The organism is Streptomyces sp. NPDC001450, assembly GCF_053597295.1.
Map to the genome: position 1 here is coordinate 1 of NZ_JBSFHY010000034.1, position 18736 is coordinate 18736.

Consider the following 18736-nt stretch of genomic DNA (forward strand, 5'->3'; position numbering starts at 1 on the left):
CCGGACACACCCGCCCCGGGGGCCGGGGCCCCCCCGGGGCCGGGCCCCCTCCCAGGTGCCCCGCGCCCTCGGGGGGGGGGGGGCGGCCCCGGGGGGGGGGGCCCCCCCCTTGGTATGAACGCGGCGTGCGCCGTACGGCTGCCGTACGGCGCACGCCGCGTACATACGGCTGTCGTACGGCTTACGGCTCGAACTTGTAGCCCAAGCCCCGCACCGTCACCAGGTACCGCGGCGCCCCCGGGTCCGGCTCGATCTTGGCGCGCAGGCGCTTGACGTGGACGTCGAGGGTCTTGGTGTCGCCCACGTAGTCGGCGCCCCAGACCCGGTCGATGAGCTGCATGCGGGTCAGGACGCGGCCGGCGTTGCGCAGGAGCATCTCCAGGAGGTCGAACTCCTTCAGCGGGAGGTCGACCTTCGAGCCCGACACCGTCACCACGTGGCGGTCGACGTCCATGCGGACCGGGCCCGCCTCCAGAGCGGCCGGGGTGACCTCCTCCGGCTCGCCGCGGCGGCGCAGCACGGCGCGGATCCGGGCCACCAGCTCGCGCGAGGAGAACGGCTTGGTGACGTAGTCGTCGGCTCCTATTTCGAGGCCCACGACCTTGTCGATCTCGCTGTCCTTGGCGGTCACCATGATCACGGGGACGTTGGAGCGGCCACGCAGCTGGCGGCACACCTCCGTGCCGGGCAGACCAGGCAGCATCAGGTCGAGGAGGACGAGGTCGGCGCCGTTGCGCTCGAACTCGTCGAGTCCGTCGGGGCCGGTCGCCGCCACGGCGACCTCGAAGCCCTCCTTGCGGAGCATGTACGACAGGGCGTCGGAGAAGGACTCCTCGTCCTCGACGACGAGCACTCGGGTCACGGAAGGACCTCCGGGGCGGGAAGCGGTTCGTACGGGGTTGAGTCGGCGGTGCCGCCGGCCTCGTCGTCGAGGTCGGGGTGCTGCTGTGCACGGTCGCGGGCCGCACCCGCCTCCGGCAGCCTGAGGGTGAAGGTGGAGCCCTGGTTCTCGGCGCTCCAGACCGTGACCTCCCCGCCGTGCGAGGCGACCACGTGCTTCACGATCGCGAGACCCAGACCGGTGCCTCCGGTCTGCCGGGAGCGGGCCGGGTCGACGCGGTAGAAGCGCTCGAAGATGCGCTCCTTGTCCTTGTCGGAGATGCCGATGCCCTGGTCCGTGACGGCGAGTTCGATCATGTCGCCGCCCGGGGCGTTGACCCGGCGGGCGGCTATGCCGACACGGGTGCGGGCCGGGGAGTAGTTCACGGCGTTCTCGACGAGGTTGCCGAGGGCGGCGGCGAGCTGGCCGCGGTTGCCCCAGACGTGCAGGTCGGCGGTGCCGCCGGCGGCCATCGTGATCTGCTTGGTGCCCGCCTGGTGGCGGCAGCGGTCGATGGCCTCGGCGACGAGGTCGTCCACGCGGACGGGCTCGGCGTCCTCGAGAGGGTCGTCGTTCTGGACCCGCGACAGGTCGATCAGCTCCTGCACCAGGTTGGTCAGCCGGGTCGCCTCGATCTGCATGCGGCCCGCGAAGCGCTGTACCGCCTCGGGGTCGTCCGAGGCGTCCATGACGGCCTCGGAGAGCAGGGAGAGCGCGCCGACGGGTGTCTTCAGCTCGTGGCTCACGTTGGCCACGAAGTCGCGTCGCACGGCCTCGATCCGGCGGGCCTCGGTGAGGTCCTCGACCAGCAGCAGGACCAGGCGGGAGCCGAGCGGGGCCACGCGCGCGGAGACGGCGAGGGCCTCACCGCGTCCGGTGCCGCGCCGGGGCAGGTCCAGCTCGACCTGTCGTATCTCCCCGTCCCGGCGCGTGTCCCGGGCCATCTGGAGCATCGGCTCGACGGAGAGCTTGCCGCCGCGGACCAGCCCGAGGGCGTACGCGGCGGAGCTGGCCTTGACGACGGCGTCGGCCTCGTCGAGGACGACGGCCGAGGAGCGGAGCACGGACAGAACGGTGTCCACGCCGGGCGGGAGTACGGGATCGGTGTGCAAAGAAGTCCTGGTCGGTCGCTTCTGGTCGCGTTCACTCCAGCGGAACGCCAGCATGGCGATGACGCCGGTGAGCACCCCGGCGATCGCTGCCGCTGCGGCGACCGCCGCGTTCACGTCCATGCATCCAGGTTAGGCATGGGGTACGACATGACCACAGCCGTCGGAGTGCGACCTCGGACACTCGTCGCCCAGAGTTCACCTTGGAGCCAGTAGTGGTTCATTTGGGGTGGCAGAAACGGACGCGTGCGGGGCGGAACGTGGGAGCGTGGGGTTCACACCGCCGGTTTCGCCACGGGGCGCGTGGTGTCACGGCCCCCGGAAGCCCCGAAAGAGAACATACGAGAGGGAACCCTGATGCGGGACGCGTACCACGAGGAACTTGACTCGATCGGCGACGGTCTGGTGGAGATGGCCCGGCTGGTCGGGTCGGCGATCGGGCGCGCCACGACGGCCATCCTCGACGCCGACCTGAAGCTGGCCGAGAGTGTGATCGAGGCCGACCAGAAGGTGGACGAGCTCCAGCACGACCTGGAGGCACGGGCGATAGCCCTGCTCGCCCGCCAGCAGCCGGTGGCGACCGACCTCCGGATCGTCGTCACGTCGCTGCGCATGTCCGCCGACCTGGAGCGCTCCGGCGACCTCGCCCAGCACGTGGCGAAGCTGGCCCGGCTGCGCTTCCCGGAGCGCGCGGTCCCGCACGACCTGCACGCCACCATCCTGGAGATGGGCCAGCTCGCGCAGCGCCTGATGGCGAAGGCGGCCGAGGTGCTCGTGACGAAGGACGTCGACCTCGCCCTCCAGCTGGAGCAGGACGACGACGAGATGGACCAGCTGCACCGCACCCTCTTCCAGCACCTGATCGACGAGCGCTGGAAGCACGGCATCGAGACGGCCGTCGACGTGACCCTGCTGGGCCGCTACTACGAGCGGTACGCCGACCACGCGGTGGCCGTCGCCAAGCGCGTCGTCTTCCTGGTCACGGGTGAGCACGCGGACGAGCTGCAGCCCGACATCCAGCCCGTCACCGGGGTCGACGAAGCCTGACACCGGCGCTGCCCGGGGGGCTCGAAGGCCATCGGGCGGGGCGCGCGGGCGCCTCTGTGCGCCGTTGATGCGCCCAGAGAAACGGGCATGGAATGGGCGAGGGCATCTGCCCCAGTGTCGAGGAGGGACCCATGGCCGAATCCCCCAGCACCACGCCCGACCCCACCCAGGAGCGCGAGACCGACCAGCCCGCCGAGATGAGGAGCCTGCCGCTCGTGGCCGCGTGCGGCTGCGGTTCCGGCTGCGGCTGCGGCTGCCAGTCGGGCGCTCCCTGCCAGTGCGGCTGACGGCGTACGACCTGTGAGGGGCCCTGGAGACTCCGGGGCCCCTCACTTCGTCCACCGGCCACCGGCTACGGGAAGCGGAGTCTGCGGGCCAGGACCTTCCGGGCGACCTGGCTGACCGTACGGCCCTCGGCGAAGGCGCGGGCGCGTATCCGGTCCAGGGCCTGCTCGGGGTCCAGGTCGAGCTGCACCATCACCATGCCGACCGCCTGCTGCACCTCGGTGTGATCGGCCTGCGAGGCGCACACCCAGGACGCCGCCCCTCCCTCCTCGCCCTCCTCGTCCCTCTCGCCCCTGGGCCGCAGCCCCGTCAGGGCGTCCGTCATCGCGTCCCGCGCCCACAGCGCGGTCCGCAGATCCGGCTCGGACAGTCCGCCGGGCCGGTCGCAGTACAGGTCGAGGGTGCCGATGGCGGTACCCGTGACGCCGAGCGGCAGGGAGAACACGGCGGCCACGCCGAGCCCGACGGCCTCGTGCGCGAAGATCGGCCAGCGGCAGGTGTCGCGCCGCCCGGCGAGGTCGGCCGCGAAGACCGGGGCGCCCTGGTCCAGGGCGGTCTGGCAGGGCCCGTCCCCCACGGTGTACTGCAACTCGGCGAGCCGTGCGGCGAGGCGGTCACTGGCGCACCAGGTCACCCGGATCCCACGCCCGCCGGAGATGGACACGGAGGCACCGGTGACGGGCAGCAGCCGTACACACGCCGCGCAGAGCGCGCCGGGAACCCGGCGCGGATCCCCGGCCCCCCGCGCGGCAGCGGTGAGCACCGCGCCGACCCGCGACCACCCCTCCACCTCCGGCGGCACACCGTCCCCGGCCGACTGCTGGGACTGCCCGGACTGCATGGTCATCACCCCCGGCATGGCGTGCGTGCGCGGGTCCAGTGCCTGCCGGGTTCCCCGGTTACGGGGAGCTAGTGCACGACGCGTCGTGTCGGCCGGGCCGCAATCCGAAAAGGCGCCTCGGACGTATTGAAAACAGGGCCGCAACCTGGGGATACCCCTTGGTCGGCTCGTTCCGGAAGGAAGAGTGCATCCATCATGCGAGCACACGACACGGGGCGTCTCCTCGTGGCGTCCGCGGCCTGCGTTCTGCTGGCCGGCGGCGCCGCGATCGGCACGGCGGGCACGGCCGCGGCGGCAGCCCCTGCTGTGCACACCCAAGTGACCACCGACTCGTGCTTCGGCCACGACGACTGGCGCTGCTTCGACCACGGTGGATTCCGCTTCGACCACCGCGGCTTCTGCTTCAACCACCCGGGGTTCTGCTTCGGCCACAACCGCTTCGATCACCGCTTCGATCACCGCTTCGATCACCGCTTCGACAACGGATCCGTCGTGATCGTCCTCGTCGGGTAGCGGCGGGCCGGCCCGGGACGACCCCGAAAGACGGACAACTCGTTCGGCCAGCAAGAAGGCCCGGGTCACGACCCGGGCCTTCTCCCCGACAAAGGGGCTTGAGCAGTTCGGCCTACTTCTTCTTGCCCTGGGTCTTGTCGGGGATCTTGGTGAGCTGGGTTCTTGCTGGTCAGGGCCGCGCTCCGGTACACCCGAGTGGTCGTCATTGGTCGTCATTGGCCACTGCCGAGCGGCCTCGGACGGCCCACAGACGGCCCGAGCTTCACTCAGGATTCGCTGCCCCAGACATGATCGTCCACGGGTTGCGCTCCCCACCGAGGCGCGTGTCCCGTGCCACTGGATCTTGACCGTTTGCCATCGGACTTTGACGGACGCGAGTTTGTGTCATCGGAGTTTGATCACCTCAGGTCAGCGACTCAGCGCACCTTCCGTGCGCGCCGGGGGCGTGGTAGAACCCGTGGCGCGCTGGAGGTGCTTCTGTCTGCCCTGACGGCCATCTGCACGGGTGCAGCCTGTCGTCACCGTTCCGTCACAAGTAGTCGCCGCACGGAACCCTGCCGCTCTCCCGCCCCGTCTGCACTCACGTACCACGACCACGCGTACCGCGGGGCAACAACCGACGACCGAAACCCGCGGACGAGACGACTCAGGGGGACGACAGCATGCGGCACAGCAACGGCATTCGCAGGGCGGCTCTGGCGACGACGGCGGTCACGGCCGTCGCGGCGGCGGTGACCGGCATCCTGCCCGGCACCGCCATGGCGGCGAGCACCACCACCTCCACCCCGCCGCCCGCCTGCCCGGCCTCCGCCCTCCAGGTCAGCGCCTGGCAGGCCGTCCACCGGCCCGTCGGGACCGGGACCGGGGCGGCGGTCGTGCAGTTCACCAACGTCTCCCGGAGGACGTGCGTCCTGAAGGGCCATCCGACGGTCGCGGGCGCCGGCAACGGCTCCCCCGCCCACAACACCCCGCTCAAGGTCACCCCCACCGGCAGGGCGGCCACCGTGACGGTCCGGCCGCACGGCAAGGCGTGGGTGAAGCTGACCTTCGTCCAGGTCCAGGGGGAGGCCGACGGCTACTGCGTGTCGGGCAAGGACCCGGTGACGTATCCGACGATGGTCATCGGGCTGCCGCACTCCGGGAAGCACCAGGTCGCCCTGAACGACGGGGTGTGGGCCGAGTGCGACAACAAGGTGACCGTCACCCCGGTCTCGGCGATCAAGCCTTCCTGACCCCACCGTCCCCACAAATCGAGCAGCCTGCACGACGATCGCAACGCTCTGACCTGCACGTTTACGAGGCGCTGCACATAAGTGCAGGTCAGCGACTCAGCGCACCTTCGGTGCGCTGAGTCGCTGACCTGCGGTGATCAAACTCCGATGACACAAACTCGCGTCCGTCAAAGTCCGATGACAAACGGTCAAGATCCAGTGGCACGGGACAGCGTGCCGCGACAACGTCGCCCGGCAGCACCTTCAATGGACCTACAAATCGAACACGTGCTTGAATTTGGCCATGCGATCGTTCCCCGACGACCTCGCCCAGGCGCAGCAGGAGTGGAGTGCCGCGTACCGGCAGCTCGCCGAGCGGCCCGGTCGTACCGAGCTGCGCCGGCGTCTGTACCGGCTGTCGGCTCAGCTGTACTTCCATCCCTACTGGCAGCAACGGCGCCCAAGTCCCGCAGCATGGTGGGAACTGCGTGACCTGGGACGGCCAGACGGACACATGAGTGAGCGGCTTCATCCATGACGCGCTGGAATGCGAGGCCGCATGTTCCAGATAATCCTGAAGGCATGTCCGGTCCGATCCGCGTGATCGTCCATCCACCGTCACCCACAGGCGGCCGACGAGTGCGCGTGGACGGCGAGATCCTCGGCCTGGCCCACAACGTGGCCGACGTCGCAGAGTTCCTCCGCCGAGCCGGGCTGGAGATCGACCCGGCGGAGGTAGCGGAGTCACCGTGGATCGATTGGCGCGGAGTGGGGCCTGAGCGCTGGGGCCCGGAGACGAGCAGCTGACATACCGAAGGCAACGCACCCTAGAAACAGGGGTTATGTGGCCGCTCGGTGCGTAGCGACCCGCCACGCGCTCAGCTTGGGAAGCTAAGGGTATCTAGGGCTTGCTCCCGGCCTGACCTGCGGCGGAGGGACGCGAGCACGCGGTAGACGGTCGATTGGTTCCCCGCTGTTCCCCGTGGTTCCCCGCACGATCTGGCACGCGTCTGGCACGCGTCATTCGTCGTCGCACCTTCCAAGACCAGCCCTACGGAGCCTTGTTCGAGCCCGTTGTTCTCCTCCAGGTGGAGGTGAGCGCCGTCCGGCGTGCCGTCCTGAGCGAGAGTGAGGAGGTGGCCGGCCAGAGTCTCCTGGGCAGCATCCCGTGGGACCTGCGGAAACTTGCGCGGATGTGCCGTGCAACCCTGAAGGGGCTCCAGAGGTCTTGTGGGCATCTTGTCTTCCTAGTGGGGGTTGCATCACTGTGCGTGTGCGCAGCATTTCGGCCGTGACGGCGCTCGCGGTCGCTCTCAGTTCTGTCGCCCTGATCGGGTCGGCAGCGGGCGCTGCCGTCGCCGACAGCAGCGCCGCGCTGCCCATCACGTCCAGCGGCGACATCATCGTGGACGGCGTTCACCGGCGGGTCTTCATCAGTGACCCGTCGGGAGGCAAGGTCGTTGCCACCGACTACAACGGCACCGTCATCGGGACGATCACCTCGCTGCCGCAGGCTGACGGCCTGGAGCTTTCCGCCGACTCGGCAACGGTCTACGTCGCCGTGCCGGGAGCCGATGAGATCGTGGCCATCGACACGGCGACGCTCACCGAGGCCGGGCGGTACGCGACGGGTGACGGCACAGATCCGCAGCACCTGGCGCTCGCGGGCGGCAAACTCTGGTTCGGCTATGGCAGCGTCGGCCACGGCAACATCGGCTCTCTCGACCTGTCCGGCGGGCAGCCGCAGGTTTCCCTCGCCCAGGAGGCCGAGGGAACGTGGAACGACGCTCCCCTGCTGGACTCGGCACCCGGCGCTCCCGACACCCTGGCGGCCGGCTCGCGCCAGTACTACTTCACCCTCGGCATCTATGACGTGTCGTCCGGCACGGCCAGCCGGACCGCGTTCCTCGGCGGGCAGGACGCCGCCATCGGCAACACCGCGGAGGACCTGGCGCTCACCCCGGACGGCACAGAGCTCGTGGTGGCCACCACAGCAGGCGACTTCCAGCAGGTCTTCCGGACCTCGGACCTGTCGGAGACCATCAGGTATCCGAGCAGCTACTGGCAACAACGGTCGGTGGATGTCGCGCCGGACGGCCTCGTCGCGGTGGGCACCGACACTTACGCCTCCTTCCAACTCCCCCACGTGTCCATCTACAAGCCGGGCGGCACGGCCCCGAGGCGGACCGCCAATTTCACCGACGAAACGGGTGGAGTCGCCCAAGAGGCCCTGCTCGACCACGGCGACCTCGCTTTCGCACCCGACAGCAGCCGGCTCTTCGCGGTCACACACGGTCTCTCCAGCAGGTACAGCCTGCGCGTCGTCACCGACCCCGGCAAGGCCGTCACCACCGTCACGGCGAACGCCCCGGCGACCGCCGACCGTGCCAAGTCGCTGACCGTCTCCGGCAAGGTCACGAACACGCTCGGGCTGCCCGCGGGGACCACCGTCGCGGTGACCCGGACGGACCTGGAGTCCCCGAACGGCAAGGCGCTCCCGGCCGCGTCGGTGAAGGCGGACGGGACCTTCTCCTTCACCGACATCCCGCCCGCGGGCGGCAAGGTCACGTACAAGGTCTCGTATGCCGGCGGCGCCGATCGCACGGCTGCCTCCGCCTCGGACACGGTCGAGGTCTCCCGGAACTCCCCGACCCTGACCGTGAACAAGAACGGCACGGTCTACGACTACGCCAGTAACGTGACGTTCACCGCCCACCTCGGCACGACGTACAAGAACCGGACGCTCTCGCTCTACGCGGACACCGCGGGCGACGGCAAGGGCAAGTACCTGGTCAAGACCGGCACGGTCAACAGCGAGGGCAACCTGTCGGTGACCTTGCCCCTGAAGCGCGACACCACGGTGAGCGCGTCCTTCTCCGGCGACGCGCGGACCGCCCCGAAGACGGCCACGAGCTGGGTGGGCGCGAAGGTCAAGGTGTCGCTGAGTCTTAGCCGCTACTACAAGACGGCCACGGTCAGCGGGCACACCAAGTACTACTTCCGGAAGACGACCAATCCGCTCCTCACGACCACGATGACGGCCTACCCCGGCCGCTCGCAGAGGTTGGAGTTCCAGATCTACTCCGCCGGCGCCTGGCGGTCGGCGGGGTACGAGTACTTCAAGCTCGACTCCACGGGCAAGTCGGTGGTGGAACTGGGCGGCACGCACCAGACCGGCTACTCGATGCGCGTGCGGTCGTCCTACATCAACAACTCCTCGGGCGACACCGTGAACTCGACCACGCACGGCTCCTGGAAGTACTTCACCTTCACCAGCTGAGGCCGCCCGCCCCCAAGGCCCGGCGCATCCGATGACGCGCCGGGCCTTGGGATACATCTTCCTCAGGGGATGCGATAGAGCCGAGTGCCACGCTCAAGGACACGATGGCGCGCCCCGACCACTCCTCGGAGCGGGCCGCGCTGATGTATCAGCACTCGGATCTTGAGTGGCAGAGGAAAGTGGCGGTCGGGCTGGATCGGATGTCCGGGGCCGGCTGGTCAGCCGTCACGTTGCGCTGCCGGTGCGGCAGCTTCAGGAGAGCGGTGTACGTGGGTGGGTCGTACGCCCGGACGATCTACTCCAACGTTCGCGCCGCCTTGAGCGCGGCCGTGGATGACGGGCACCTTCGTCGGAACCCATGCGCTGCTCGCTCGGTCCGGCCGCCGACCGTGGACGACAAGCGCATCGCCCCCTGGACTCCGGAACGGGTCTTCGCCGTCCGGACCGGCATGCCCGAGAGGTACCAGGCCATGGTCGACCTGGGCGGCGGCTGCGGCCTGCGGCAGGGCGAAATCCTCGGCGTCGCCGTGGACGCGATCGACTTCGACTCCGAAGCGCTGATCAAGCACCTGACGGCCCACATCGAAAAGCCCCCCACCCGCAGCGAAACTGCAGGTGGGGGGCTTGATCGTTCGTGCTTACTTCTTCTTGCCCTGGTTCTTGACCGCCTCGATCGCCGCCGCGGCCGCCTCGGGGTCGAGGTACCTGCCGCCCTGGGTCGCCGGCTTGAAGTCGGCGTCCAGCTCGTAATAGAGGGGGATGCCGGTCGGGATGTTCAGGCCCGCGATGTCCGCGTCGGAGATGCCGTCCAGGTGCTTGACCAGGGCGCGGAGGCTGTTGCCGTGGGCCGCGACCAGGACGGTGTGGCCGTCGAGCAGGTCGGGGACGATGCCGTCGTACCAGTACGGGAGCATGCGGACGACGACGTCCTTCAGGCACTCCGTCTTCGGGCGCAGCTCCGGCGGGATGGAGGCGTAGCGCGCGTCGCTGGCCTGGGAGAACTCGGAGTCGTCCGCGAGCGGGGGCGGCGGGGTGTCGTACGAGCGGCGCCAGAGCATGAACTGCTCCTCGCCGAACTCGGCGAGCGTCTGTGCCTTGTCCTTGCCCTGCAGCGCGCCGTAGTGGCGCTCGTTCAGGCGCCAGGAGCGGTGGACCGGGATCCAGTGGCGGTCCGCGGACTCCAGCGCCAGCTGGGCCGTGCGGATCGCGCGCTTCTGGAGGGACGTGTGGACCACGTCGGGGAGCAGGCCGGCGTCCTTGAGCAGCTCACCGCCGCGGACCGCCTCCTTCTCGCCCTTCTCGTTGAGGTTGACGTCCACCCAGCCGGTGAACAGGTTCTTCGCGTTCCACTCGCTCTCGCCGTGGCGGAGGAGGATCAGCTTGTACGGTGCGTCGGCCATGCCTCAGAGCGTAATCCACGCATTCGACCCCCAGTGCGGACGCCCAGCAGCCGGACAGTTGACGGCATCTGTTAATTGAGTGGCCGGGATCCGGCCCCCACTTGTAAGTTGCGACTTCCGCTCCAGCCGCTTACATCACCGTGCATCGTGGGGGTTCCGTCATGTCCGTCGCCCATCTGAGACGAGCCGCCCGGGAGACCGTCTCCGGACTCCCCCGCGAGTTCTGGTGGCTGTGGACCAGCACCCTCGTCAACCGGCTGGGCGCCTTCGTCGCCACCTTCATGGCGCTCTATCTGACCCTCGACCGCGGGTACTCGGCCTCGTACGCCGGTCTCGTCGCCTCGCTGCACGGGCTCGGCGGGGTCGTCTCCTCACTGGGGGGCGGGGTGATGGCCGACCGGCTCGGCAGGCGGCCCACCCTGCTGATCGCGCAGACCGCCACCGCCGGGTCCGTCGCGCTGCTCGGGTTCATGCGGGACCCCGTCGCCATCGCCGCCGTCGCCTTCCTCGTCGGCATGACCTCCAACGCCTCCCGGCCCGCGGTGCAGGCGATGATGGCCGACATCGTGCGGCCCGGGGACCGGGTGCGGGCCTTCTCGCTCAACTACTGGGCCATCAACCTCGGCTTCGCCGTCTCCTCCATGGGCGCGGGGTTCATCGCCGAGTTCAGTTATCTCGCCGGGTTCCTGATCGAGGCCGGGATGACCCTGGCGTGCGCGGTCGTCGTGTTCCTGAAGGTGCCCGAGTCCCGGCCCACCGCCACGGCCAAGCAGGCCGACGCCGACGTCAGCCTCATGACCGTGCTGCGCGACGGGCGGTACATGGCCGTCGTCGGGCTGTCCTTCCTCGTCGCCCTCGTCTTCCAGCAGGGCTCGGTCGGGCTGCCGGTGGCCATGGGGCGGGCCGGGTTCTCGCCCGCCGACTACGGCCTGGCCATCGCCGTCAACGGCATCCTGATCGTCGCCCTGCAGATCCCGGTCACACGCTTCATCGAGCACCGCGATCCGCGCACGCTGCTGGTCGTCTCCTCGGTCCTCGCCGGGTACGGCTTCGGACTCACCGCCTTCGCCGGGTCGGTCGGGGTCTTCGCCCTCACCGTGTGCGTGTGGACGCTCGCCGAGATCGTCAACGCGCCGACCCAGACCGGGCTCGTCGTCCGGCTGTCGCCCGTGCACGGCCGTGGGCGCTACCAGGGCATGTACACGCTCTCGTGGTCCGTCGCCGCCCTGATCGCGCCGCTCATGTCCGGCGCCGTCATCGACCGGTTCGGCGCGGAGTGGCTGTGGGCCATGTGCGCGGTCGTCGGGACGGTGGCGGGGGTGGGGTACGGCGTGCTCATGCGGCGGCTTCCCACGGAGGGGGACACGGCGACGCCCGGGCGACAGCAGCGGCCGCAGGCGTCCGAGCAGGCCGTCTGACCCCCGCCGATCGAGTGACGCAGGTCACATTCGGTCCTGTCACATCTCGCCGGGTCGTTCCGTCAAGCAGGTGTAGCCAACAGCAACGACACAGGAGCCCACGATGGAAGCTCGCCTGAACCTCTTCGCCAACCCGGTCGCCGGCAAGTTCATGCGGTACATCAACTCCGCGGGCAAGGCGATCTCGGACTCGACCCTGCCGGCCGCCACCCAGGAGCTGGTGAAGATCCGCGCCAGTCAGATCAACGGCTGCGGCTTCTGCACCGACATGCACACCAAGGACGCCGCGCACGCCGGGGAGACCGCACAGCGCCTCCACCTGGTGGCGGCCTGGCGGGAGGCCAAGGTCTTCACCGAGGCCGAGCGTGCGGCCCTGGAGCTGGTCGAGCAGGGCACCCGGATCGCCGACGCGGCCGGTGGCGTCACGGACGAGGCCTGGGCCGACGCCGCCAAGCACTACGACGAGGACCAGCTGGCCGCCCTGGTCTCCCTCATCGCCCTGATCAACGCCTACAACCGCCTGAACGTCGTCGTCCAGCAGCCCGCGGGCGACTACGAGCCCGGCATGTTCGGCTGAGCGACCAGCGCCTCGCGCGCCTCGCGACCCCGCGCCCCCTTCGGCAGCCCCGCCGGAGGGGGCGCGCGCGTAGGCCTCCTTCAAGCCCCCCCCGGCCGGCACCGAGCATTTAATTCCAGTACTCACGGAATGTAATTGCCTGGGTATTAACATTTCCTTCAACCATATATTGGCAGGCGCTCAAAAACTCCCCTTTCGGGCGACCCGCGTCCCCCGAATGCCTCACAACCCCACCTCCAGTGACCGTCGTTAGGTGACCGTGACGCGATTGAACTGGTACCCAAGTGACGATCATCCGACGAGCATGTTCCGCTGGGACGGGGATGCGGGCCTCAAGTCCTGCTCGGACCTGCTCGATGATTTCCTGAACAATATCAACAGAATGGAAACCGAATATCTGCGGGCGATGGCGGCTCTGTACGGAGCAGCCTGAGGCGGGGTCCGGAGGACTATCGATGGACAGGATTCACGACGAAGCCGGTCTCTACGACGCCTGGAGCGTCCCGGAACCGGACATCGACATCGCACCGAACGACTGGGACCCGGTCGAGGAGCTGGCTCAGATGCTGTCCACGACGGCCGGCATGCCCACTGCTCCCACCGCGCCGCTGAACATCCCGTCCCCCCGCAGGAGCAGCCGGCGACGCCCCCGCCACGAATCCCATTTCCTGGACGGCGGCCGGCGCGTCACCCACATCACGTTCCTGATCGCGACGGTCTCGCTGTGCGCGGTGGCCATGCTGGGCTGGTCCGTCGCCTATTCGTACGGCCAACTGCGCGGGATCGCCTCGTCGGTTCTGCCGACGGGAGTGGCGCAATGCTGGCCGCTGACGGTGTACGGGCCGTGGTTCGTGGCAGCCCTTTCGGTTCTTCGGGCCACCGCTCAACGGCGCACTGCGCGGCGGTCCTGGTGTGTCGTGGTGGCTGCCTCCGCGATGGCCGTGGCGCTGTGTGTCAGTCACTCGTCACATGCGCTGCTCTCATTAGTGATCTTCGGAATTCCGCCGGTCACCGCTCTGGTGTGCTTCTGGGAACTCGTCGGCCAGATCTCGTCCAGGAGCCGGCCCCGGCACTCCACACACGCCGGCCGGCCGGCGTCCAAGCCGTGAAGGGGTGCGCGGCCGTCGCCCTCACGGGTGCATCCGCGCCCCCTTCAGCACCTTGTCCACGCCGTTCCGCGGGCCGTACACCGCCAGGCCGACCAGGTCCAGATCCGCTGTCCGGACGGCCCGGACCGCCGCGCGGTTGTCACGGTCGTTGCCCGTCGTGAAGAGGTCGGCCGTGAACACCGCGCACGGCAGGGCCCGCGCGAGAGCCCGGGCGTGCGCCGCCCGCAGGGTCTCCTTGCCGCCCTCGAAGACCAGCACCGGCTGGCGGAACATCGGCAGGTACGAGACCCCGTCCGCGTCCTCGTACGGGTCCCCGATCACCTCGGGGACCCGGCTGCCCAGGCCGCTGACCAGGAACGCGGTGACGTTCAGACGCTGCCAGGGCTCCAGGTCCGCACGGAGCAGCACGGCGATCTTGGTGTCGAAGCGGATCGGCTCGGCGGGGGCGTCGGGACGCTGTTCGGTGTTCATGGGGTGAGACTGCCGATCCTCGTACGGCATCGTCTTGTACGTTTTTTGCGTGGCCGCCGCAGCCCAGCCCGAGGTCTCCGCCTGGCGCCCCCGCATCCCGGGTGTCGTGGAGGTCTTCCACGCCCACTTCACCGAGTACGCCTACCCGATGCACGTCCACGACGCCTGGACGCTGCTCATCGTGGACGACGGGGCCGTCCGGTACGACCTCGACCGGCATGAGCACGGCACCCCGCACGACACCGTCTCGCTGCTGCCGCCGCACGTTCCGCACAACGGCTCCCCGGCCACCCCGCACGGCTTCCGGAAGCGGGTTCTCTACCTGGACGGCAGCCACCTCGGGGACGAGCTGATCGGTGCGGCCGTCGACGGTCCCGATCTCAGGGATCCCGTGCTGCGACTGCGGGTCGGGCAGTTGCACGGCGCGCTCGGGCGGGCCGGTGACGAACTGGAGGCGGAGAGCAGGCTGGCGCTCGTCGGCGAGCGGTTGCGGGACCATCTGCGGCGGCGGGGGAGCGGCGCCGGCCGTCCCGACCCCGCTCTCGCCCGTTCGCTGCGGGAACTGCTCGACGAGCACGTGGTCGAGGGGCTCGCCCTCGCCGGGGCCGCGCGGGTCCTGCACGCCCATCCCGCCCACCTCGTACGGGCGTTCAGCACCGCTTACGGCATCCCCCCGCACCAGTACCTGATGTCACGCCGCGTCGGCCGCGCCCGCCGGCTGCTGCTGGACGGGCTGGCACCGGGTGAGGTGGCGGTGGCGACCGGGTTCTGCGACCAGGCCCATCTCACGCGGCACTTCAAGAAGCTGGTGGGGGTCACCCCGGGGCGTTACCGGCTCAGTTCGCGCTGAGCCTCGTACAGGTTGCGCGGTCGCACCGCGTCCGTGGTGCCGTACAGCTCCAGGCGGGAGTGCAGGTCGCCGGTGAAGTCGGGGACGTCGATCTGGTCGAACTCCGTGACGGTGTCGAGGCCGGCCGTCGCCGAGTACGGTGCCAGGCCGTCGATCTTCATCAGGCCCGCGCGGCCGTTGGTGACCCGGATGTTCCAATGGGTGAAGCGGGCGCCGAAGAGCGGGCCGGCGCTGGCGTCCCCGCCGTGGCGGCCGTTGTTGTTCACCGTGATGTCGGTGCGCACGTCGGCGAAGGGCAGGCCGCGGTGCGAGTCGAAAGTGCCCATCTGCATGTCGCCGCGCGACCAGACGTTGTGGGAGGACAGGCCCTCGACGTTGATGCCGTGGAGCTGGGTGTTGGCGGGCGCGGGCACGGTCCGCTGTTCGATCGTGAAGTCCTCGATCAGGTTGTCGTGGGAGCCCTCCCGGCAGAAGTACGGGTGGTGGGAGCCGCGGCCCGCGACGCGGGTACGGCGCAGGGTGCAGGCCGAGGCGGCGACCAGGCCGAAGCCGTTGTCCACGTGCCGGACCGTGACGTCGTCCACGAAGCAGTCGTAGGCGCACTGCAGGACGACCCCGTTGTAGCCCTTGTCGAGGAGGTGCGGGGACTGCGGGGTCTGCACCGCCTCCAGGGTCACGCCCACCACGCCCGAGCCGGTCAACTCCTGGACGTGCGTGGTCAGTCGGGGGTCCCACTCCGGGCGCAGGTCGAGCGGGAGCGGGCGTTCGAGGGTGACGCGGCGCCCGTGGACGCGGGTGATGCGGACGGGCCACTCGTAGGGGACGTAGGAGGTCAGCTTGGTCTTGTCGTCCCAGGAGTAGGCGGCGGGGCCCGGGCCGCCGCCCGCCATGTGCTGCAGGAGGGTGTGGGCCGGGTCGTCGGCCAGGCGGAGGAGGACCAACTGGCCCGGCACCAGGCGGTCCATGTCGGCGACCGTCACCGTCCATGAGCCCCGGAGGGCCGGTTCGACCGTCGTGAGGGTCGTCCACTCGTCCCGCCGGTTGCCGGTCCAGCCCTCGAAGGGCCAGGCCCGCGCCCGGATCGCCGCCACCAGGGAGTCCCAACGGGCCCGCGGGGCCAGCCAGATCAGGCCTCCCGCCCAGGACCAGGAGGACTTGTCGCCGCCGTAGCGCGAGCCGTAGACGCCGATCAGTTCGGTGAGGTTCTTCGTGGCGTACAGGGTCGTACGGCCGCTGCCGGCCCCGCGCAGGACCACGTCCGGGTCGGCGATGCGGATCACGTCGTCGATGCGGAAGGTGCCGGGCGGGATGGTGACCGTGCCCCCGCCGGCCCTCCCGGCTGCGGCGAGGGCACGGTTGATCGCGGGGGCGCAGTCCGTGGTGCCGTCGGGTACGGCGCCGTAGTCGGTGACGTCGGCGAAGGTGCTGGGGCGGGGGAAGCGGCGCGATCCGGCGCGGTGGCCCGCCCGGCCGACGTACGGGATCTGCGGGTGGGTGAAGGGGGTTCGGGTGAACTCCCGCCAGAGGGCGGGGACCTGCGTCGGTGCGGCGGTCGCCGTGCCGGTTGCCGCGCCCAGGGCCACGGCGGTGGCACCGGCGAGGAATGTCCGTCTGCTGACGTGCCCGTGGTTCATGTCCGGCTACCCCTTCATATTCATGGATATGAACGACGTTCAGGAATGCGTCGGCGGTGAGCATGCCACGGAGCCCCGGCGTGGGGAAGGGGTCGTACGGGCGGAGCTTCTGCCGAAGGGTGGTCAGTCGGCCGGGCGCTCGATCAGATGCTTGAACGCGTCCAGGTTGCGCGTCGGCTCGCCGCGGGACACCCGCCACGCGTACTCCCGGCGGATCGCGGAGGCGAAGCCCAGCTCCAGCAGGGTGTTGAAGGCGCCGTCCGCCGCCTCCAGGACCTGGCCGAGGAGGCGGTCGATCTCCTCGGCGGTGACGGCGGTCAGCGGCAGGCGGGCGGTGACGTAGACGTCGCCGAGCCGGTCGACGGCGTAACTCACGCCGTACAGCTTGAGGTTGCGCTCCAGCAACCAGCGGTGGACGCCCGCCTCGTTCTCGTCGGGGTGGCGGACGACGAAGGCGTTGAGGGAGAGGGTGTGGCGGCCCACCAGGAGGGAGACCGTGGTGGAGAGCTTGCGGGTGCCGGGGAGCTTGACGACGTAGGTGCCGGGCTTCGGGCTCTCCCACTCCAGTTCGGCGTCCTTCAGGACCCCCTCGACGACCTGCGTCGCCTTCTCCACATCACCCATGCTGGGAGCGTACGCGACGGCGGTGGGACTGGGTCGCGGCCATGTACACGTCGGCGGTGGCGGCCGCGGCGGTGTCCCAGCCGAAGGACCGCGCGTGCCGGGCGGCGGCCGCGCCCATCTCGGCGGGCAGGGACGGCTCGTCGGCGAAACGGCGCAGCACGCGCGCGTACTCGGCCGGGTGGTGGCCGTCGACCAGGAAGCCGGTGACGCCGTCGCGCACGGCCACCGGGAGGCCGCCGACCGCGGCCGCGAGCACCGGGGTGCCGGCGGCCTGCGCCTCTATCGCGACCAGACCGAAGGACTCGCTGTAGGACGGCATGACGAGGACGGAGGCGGCCCGGAACCAGTCCGCGAGCTGCTCCTGGCCGACCGGCGGGCGGAACCGTACGACGTCGGCGATGCCGAGCCGGGCGGCGAGCTTCTGCAGCCCCTCGGGCTTGGCCAGACCACTGCCGCTGGGTCCGCCGACGACGGGCACGACGAGCCGGGAGCGCAGCTCCGGGCACTCCTCCAGCAGGACGGCGACCGCCCGGAGCAGCACGTCGGGGGCCTTCAGGGGCTGTATGCGGCCCGCGAAGAGCGGGATCAGCGCGTCCTGGGGCAGGCCGAGGCGGGCGCGGGCGGCGGCCCGGCCGTCGGCGGGGCGGAAACGGTCGAGGTTGACCCCGGGGTGCACGACGGCGACCTTCGCCGGGTCGGCGGCGTAGTGCCGCACCAGCTCGTCGGCCTCCTCGGCGGTGTTGGCGATGAGCCGGTCGGCGGCGGCGACGATCTGGGTCTCGCCGATGACCCGGGCGGCGGGCTCGGGGGTGTCACCGTCGGCCAGGTTGGCGTTCTTGACCTTGGCCATGGTGTGCATGGCGTGCACCAGGGGGACGCCCCAGCGCTGGGCGGCGAGCCAGCCGACGTGGCCGGAGAGCCAGTAGTGGGAGTGGACCAGGTCGTAGTAGCCGGGGCGGTGGCCGGCCCAGGCCTGCATCACGCCGTGTGTGAAGGCGCACAGCTGGGCGGGCAGGTCCTCCTTGGCGAGGCCCTCGTAGGGGCCGGCGTCGATGTGCCGGACGAGGACGCCGGGTGCGAGCTGGACCGTGGGCTCGAGGCCGCCGGCCGTGGCCCGGGTGAAGATCTCGACCTCGATGTTGATCGCGGCGAGGCGCTGGGCCAGCTCCACGATGTAGACGTTCATGCCGCCGGCGTCGCCGGTGCCGGGCTGGTGGAGCGGTGAGGTGTGCACGGAGAGCATGGCGACGCGGCGGGGCCTGCGGTGGAGCCTGAGCCGCGAGGGGGCCGCCGGGGAGCGACGCCCGAGCCTGCTGACGTACTGGCTCACGTGGCGTTCCTCCTTGCTGCGGGCATGCCTGCCGGAGGACCGACCTCGCCCTCCAAGGGGGTGCAACAGCGGCGGGGGCGGCTCGAATTCCCCTGCGGCAGCCTTTACCGAATCATTACCGAGATTCGCTCAACCATTCGACAGGCAGGAGGGTGAC

General features: G+C 70.2%; 21 protein-coding genes and 1 pseudogene. 13 read left to right on the forward strand and 9 right to left on the reverse strand.

What is annotated here, in order from left to right:
• Positions 1–181 precede the first annotated feature (181 nt).
• Both ACWC5O_RS31285 and ACWC5O_RS31290 read right to left on the reverse strand, forming a co-directional pair.
• Positions 182–862 (reverse strand): response regulator transcription factor, encoded by a 681-nt coding sequence (locus ACWC5O_RS31285; RefSeq protein WP_010358452.1) that lies wholly within the window; start codon positions 860–862, stop codon positions 182–184.
• Entirely contained in the window at positions 859–2112 is a 1254-nt protein-coding gene (locus ACWC5O_RS31290) for a sensor histidine kinase (protein ID WP_450590409.1), read from the reverse strand. The genes ACWC5O_RS31285 and ACWC5O_RS31290 overlap by 4 nt, the downstream gene beginning before the upstream one ends.
• A 234-nt stretch (positions 2113–2346) precedes the next feature.
• On the opposite strand from ACWC5O_RS31290, the gene phoU reads away from it, so the two are divergent.
• The gene (gene phoU, locus ACWC5O_RS31295; protein ID WP_389176658.1) at positions 2347–3036 is read left to right on the forward strand and encodes a phosphate signaling complex protein PhoU; all 690 of its coding nucleotides are present in this window, start codon (positions 2347–2349) and stop codon (positions 3034–3036) included.
• Positions 3037–3167: 131 nt separating this feature from the next.
• Positions 3168–3323 carry a hypothetical protein gene (locus ACWC5O_RS31300; RefSeq protein WP_179851626.1) on the forward strand — a complete coding sequence of 52 codons (156 nt, stop codon included), beginning with the start codon at positions 3168–3170 and terminating at the stop codon, positions 3321–3323.
• Positions 3324–3388: 65 nt separating this feature from the next.
• Here ACWC5O_RS31300 and ACWC5O_RS31305 read toward each other — a convergent pair whose 3' ends face one another.
• Complete coding sequence (locus tag ACWC5O_RS31305) at positions 3389–4168, reverse strand: GAF and ANTAR domain-containing protein (protein ID WP_450590408.1); 780 nt, start codon at positions 4166–4168, stop codon at positions 3389–3391.
• Positions 4169–4357: 189 nt separating this feature from the next.
• Here ACWC5O_RS31305 and ACWC5O_RS31310 point away from each other — a divergent pair, with 189 nt between their 5' ends.
• From ACWC5O_RS31310 to ACWC5O_RS31325, 4 genes are all read left to right on the forward strand, one after another.
• A complete protein-coding gene (locus ACWC5O_RS31310; RefSeq protein ID WP_450590407.1) occupies positions 4358–4675 on the forward strand; it encodes a hypothetical protein in 318 nt (105 codons plus the stop codon).
• A gap of 662 nt (positions 4676–5337) precedes the next feature.
• Positions 5338–5907, forward strand: coding sequence for a DUF4232 domain-containing protein (locus ACWC5O_RS31315; RefSeq protein WP_450590406.1), 570 nt, complete (start codon positions 5338–5340; stop codon positions 5905–5907).
• A 283-nt stretch (positions 5908–6190) separates the two neighbouring features.
• Complete coding sequence (locus tag ACWC5O_RS31320) at positions 6191–6424, forward strand: hypothetical protein (protein WP_079146666.1); 234 nt, start codon at positions 6191–6193, stop codon at positions 6422–6424.
• A 44-nt stretch (positions 6425–6468) separates the two neighbouring features.
• Positions 6469–6693, forward strand: coding sequence for a hypothetical protein (locus ACWC5O_RS31325; protein ID WP_067302968.1), 225 nt, complete (start codon positions 6469–6471; stop codon positions 6691–6693).
• A gap of 71 nt (positions 6694–6764) precedes the next feature.
• Here the strand turns inward: ACWC5O_RS31325 and ACWC5O_RS31330 are convergent, their stop codons facing one another.
• Complete coding sequence (locus tag ACWC5O_RS31330; RefSeq protein WP_450590405.1) at positions 6765–7124, reverse strand: Imm32 family immunity protein; 360 nt, start codon at positions 7122–7124, stop codon at positions 6765–6767.
• Positions 7125–7159: 35 nt separating this feature from the next.
• Here ACWC5O_RS31330 and ACWC5O_RS31335 point away from each other — a divergent pair, with 35 nt between their 5' ends.
• A complete protein-coding gene (locus ACWC5O_RS31335; RefSeq protein WP_450590404.1) occupies positions 7160–9166 on the forward strand; it encodes a YncE family protein in 2007 nt (668 codons plus the stop codon).
• A 235-nt stretch (positions 9167–9401) separates the two neighbouring features.
• Positions 9402–9726, forward strand: a pseudogene (locus tag ACWC5O_RS31340) (site-specific integrase); the annotation flags it as partial.
• 78 nt (positions 9727–9804) lie between these two features.
• Here ACWC5O_RS31340 and ACWC5O_RS31345 read toward each other — a convergent pair.
• The gene (locus ACWC5O_RS31345) at positions 9805–10566 is read right to left on the reverse strand and encodes a phosphoglyceromutase (RefSeq protein ID WP_450590403.1); all 762 of its coding nucleotides are present in this window, start codon (positions 10564–10566) and stop codon (positions 9805–9807) included.
• Positions 10567–10727: 161 nt separating this feature from the next.
• Here ACWC5O_RS31345 and ACWC5O_RS31350 point away from each other — a divergent pair, with 161 nt between their 5' ends.
• The 4 genes from ACWC5O_RS31350 to ACWC5O_RS31365 all read left to right on the forward strand — a co-directional run bounded on the left by ACWC5O_RS31350 (position 10728) and on the right by ACWC5O_RS31365 (position 13670).
• Positions 10728–11984: an MDR family MFS transporter gene (locus tag ACWC5O_RS31350; RefSeq protein ID WP_450590402.1), complete on the forward strand. Its 1257-nt coding sequence runs from the start codon at positions 10728–10730 to the stop codon at positions 11982–11984.
• A 103-nt stretch (positions 11985–12087) separates the two neighbouring features.
• Positions 12088–12561 carry a carboxymuconolactone decarboxylase family protein gene (locus ACWC5O_RS31355; protein ID WP_450590401.1) on the forward strand — a complete coding sequence of 158 codons (474 nt, stop codon included), beginning with the start codon at positions 12088–12090 and terminating at the stop codon, positions 12559–12561.
• Between the two features lie 253 nt (positions 12562–12814).
• The gene (locus ACWC5O_RS31360; RefSeq protein ID WP_450590400.1) at positions 12815–12994 is read left to right on the forward strand and encodes a hypothetical protein; all 180 of its coding nucleotides are present in this window, start codon (positions 12815–12817) and stop codon (positions 12992–12994) included.
• Between the two features lie 22 nt (positions 12995–13016).
• Positions 13017–13670, forward strand: coding sequence for a DUF2637 domain-containing protein (locus tag ACWC5O_RS31365; RefSeq protein WP_450590399.1), 654 nt, complete (start codon positions 13017–13019; stop codon positions 13668–13670).
• A 21-nt stretch (positions 13671–13691) separates the two neighbouring features.
• On the opposite strand, the gene ACWC5O_RS31370 is transcribed toward ACWC5O_RS31365, so the two are convergent.
• Positions 13692–14141 carry a DUF2000 family protein gene (locus ACWC5O_RS31370; RefSeq protein WP_450590398.1) on the reverse strand — a complete coding sequence of 150 codons (450 nt, stop codon included), beginning with the start codon at positions 14139–14141 and terminating at the stop codon, positions 13692–13694.
• A gap of 49 nt (positions 14142–14190) precedes the next feature.
• On the opposite strand from ACWC5O_RS31370, the gene ACWC5O_RS31375 reads away from it, so the two are divergent.
• Positions 14191–14991, forward strand: a complete 801-nt coding sequence (locus ACWC5O_RS31375; RefSeq protein WP_450590397.1) for an AraC family transcriptional regulator — start codon at positions 14191–14193, stop codon at positions 14989–14991.
• On the opposite strand, the gene ACWC5O_RS31380 is transcribed toward ACWC5O_RS31375, so the two are convergent.
• The 3 genes from ACWC5O_RS31380 to mshA form a co-directional block, all read right to left on the reverse strand.
• Positions 14970–16625: a glycosyl hydrolase family 28-related protein gene (locus ACWC5O_RS31380; protein ID WP_450590396.1), complete on the reverse strand. Its 1656-nt coding sequence runs from the start codon at positions 16623–16625 to the stop codon at positions 14970–14972. The two genes, ACWC5O_RS31375 and ACWC5O_RS31380, sit on opposite strands and share 22 nt — an antisense overlap.
• Before the next feature lie 123 nt (positions 16626–16748).
• Entirely contained in the window at positions 16749–17249 is a 501-nt protein-coding gene (locus ACWC5O_RS31385) for a YbjN domain-containing protein (protein WP_450590395.1), read from the reverse strand.
• Positions 17242–18579: a D-inositol-3-phosphate glycosyltransferase gene (gene mshA, locus ACWC5O_RS31390; protein WP_450590394.1), complete on the reverse strand. Its 1338-nt coding sequence runs from the start codon at positions 18577–18579 to the stop codon at positions 17242–17244. The genes ACWC5O_RS31385 and mshA overlap by 8 nt, the downstream gene beginning before the upstream one ends.
• Positions 18580–18736 lie beyond the last annotated feature (157 nt).